The 2,164-nt window shown below is 60.5% G+C and carries 2 protein-coding genes; one reads left to right on the top strand and one right to left on the bottom strand.

The window, feature by feature from the left end:
* Nucleotides 1-50 precede the first annotated feature (50 nt).
* Nucleotides 51-971: a TauD/TfdA dioxygenase family protein gene (locus tag OQK_RS09810; RefSeq protein WP_016772229.1), complete on the bottom strand. Its 921-nt coding sequence runs from the start codon at nucleotides 969-971 to the stop codon at nucleotides 51-53.
* Between the two features lie 182 nt (nucleotides 972-1,153).
* On the opposite strand from OQK_RS09810, the gene OQK_RS09815 reads away from it, so the two are divergent.
* Nucleotides 1,154-2,074 carry a LysR family transcriptional regulator gene (locus OQK_RS09815; RefSeq protein ID WP_038860809.1) on the top strand — a complete coding sequence of 307 codons (921 nt, stop codon included), beginning with the start codon at nucleotides 1,154-1,156 and terminating at the stop codon, nucleotides 2,072-2,074.
* The last annotated feature ends 90 nt before the right edge of the window (nucleotides 2,075-2,164 follow it).

The following is a 2,164-nucleotide window of genomic DNA, read 5'->3' on the forward strand; positions in this document are numbered from 1 at the left end:
GAGCGTGGGAACGATCAATGTGGGAGCGAGCCTGCTCGCGAAGAGGCGAATCAGACGCCGACGATATCCGCGCCCTTAATGGTCAGACTCCGCTGCCCATTCACCCCCACCGGCACTTCGCCTTTGAGCGTCACCCGGCGCACCACGCGATCCTGGGTGCCGTAATCATCAATCGCGTAATGCTGCGTCGAGCGGTTGTCCCAGATCGCCACATCTCCAGCCTGCCAGCGCCAGCGCACGGTGTTTTCCTGGCGGATCACATGGCTCTGCAGCAAACCGAACAGGTGTGCCGAATCTGCCTGTGAATAACCTTTGATGCGTTTGACGAAATGCCCCAGCAGCAAGCTCTTCTCGCCGCTGATCGGGTGCACGCGCACCACCGGGTGCTCGGTTTCGTAGACAGTCGAGGTGAAGACTTTGCGATAGCGCTCCAGCTTCTCTGCCGAGACGTCCGGCTTCGCACCGGCGTAGTCGTACTCGTTGCTGTGCACAGCGGTCAGTTTGTCGGCCAGCTCACGCAGCTCGCTCGGCAAGCCGCTGTATGCCGTTGCGGTGTTGGCCCACAGCGTATCGCCGCCGAAGGCCGGGGCGACCACCGAGCGCAGGATCGAGGCTTTCGGGTAAGCGTCGACGAAAGTCACGTCGGTGTGCCAGGAGTTGGCGCGCTGACCTTCGGCGCCGTCCAGCTCGAGCAGGTAACGGGTGCCTTCGCGCGATGGCACGGTCGGGTGTGCCACCGGTTCGCCAAGCAGATGGGCGAAGGCTTCCTGACGCTGATCGTCGAGTTGCGTCTGCTCGCGGAAGAACAGCACTTTGTATTCGACCAAGGCTTGCTGGATGGCTTCGACAGTGGCGGCGTCCAGCTCACCGGACAGATGCACGCCGCGGATTTCGGCACCGATACGACCGGCTACCGGGTGAATTTCCAGCGCGTGAGAAACGGGTTTTACGGCGAGTGCAGCATTACTCATGGGAAGACCCTCATCGACGGTTTGCGGTTTTGGCGGCAGCGAAACAACGCTCTATCTATATTCCATTTATATCTAATAGGTATTCACATGCTTCGTTGACGGAATAAGAGCTTGCATTTAAAACCTCAAGCAACCCTCGTCGCAAATGCCTTCGAGCTATTTTTAGGATGCCGGAAAAGCATATGGATCTTCGCCAGTTGCGCTACTTCATCGCCCTCAACGAACACCGCAGTTTTGTCCGTGCGGCCGACGCCATGGGCATCACTCAACCGGCGTTCAGCCGCAGCATTCAGGGGCTGGAGCAGGAGTTCGGTTGCGTGCTGGTCGATCGCGGCAACAAGGATCTGCGCCCCACGCCCGAGGGCCAGGTGGTGCTGCAACACGCCTTGAGCCTGGTGCAGGGCGCAGCGTTGCTCAGCGCTGAAGTGACGCAAATGACCAAGCTCGACGCCGGCGAAGTGCATTTTGGTTGCGGGCCGGCGCCGGCGGTGAAACTGGTGCCGGACGCGGTGGCGCAATTCATCAATGCGCACCCGAAAGTGCGCACCTGTTTTCAGGTTGATAACTGGGAAAAACTGAGCCGCGCGCTGAGCCGCGAAGAGATCGAATTCTTCATCGCCGACATCCGTCATTTCGAGTCCGATCCGAATTTCCAGACGCAACCGCTGACGCCCAAGCGCGGGGTATTTTTCTGCCGGCCGGGGCATCCGTTGCTGGCCAAGGAAAGCCTGTCGACCAACGACATGTTCGACTACCCGCTGGCCGCCACCCTGATCCCGCCAGGCATTCGCAAGCTGCTGGCGAATCTCAGCGGGCGCATCGATTTCTCGCCGACCATCGAGACCGAGCACTTTCCGGCACTGGTCAAAGTGGTGCTGCAATCCAATGCAATCGGCGTCGGCACGGAGGAGGCGTTTATTGAGGATGTCGCCAAGGGTTCGCTGGTGCTGTTGCACTGGCGCAACCTGCCGCAGAACCTCGAAAGCATGAACGCCCGCTGCGGCATCGTCAGCCGCACCGGATTCCGGTTGTCGCCGGCGGCGAGGGCAATGATCGAGACGTTGGTCGCGGTGGATCGGCAGGACGTCAGCGTCGCCGTCTGAAAAACCTTCGTGGCACACGCCGATCGTTCCCACGCTCTGCGTGGGAATGAAACCCGTGACGCTCTGCGTCACAAAGGACGCGGAGCGTCC

Origin of the sequence: Pseudomonas sp. R62 (genome assembly GCF_000257605.1) — a bacterium.
Taxonomy (GTDB): Bacteria; Pseudomonadota; Gammaproteobacteria; order Pseudomonadales; family Pseudomonadaceae; genus Aquipseudomonas; species Aquipseudomonas atacamensis.

What these genes read in the sequence shown, in the direction of transcription:
- OQK_RS09815 (WP_038860809.1), top strand. Translation starts at nt 1,154, where the DNA reads ATGGATCTTCGCCAGTTGCGCTACTTCATCGCCCTCAACGAACACCGC.
- OQK_RS09810 (WP_016772229.1), bottom strand. Translation starts at nt 971, where the DNA reads ATGAGTAATGCTGCACTCGCCGTAAAACCCGTTTCTCACGCGCTGGAA.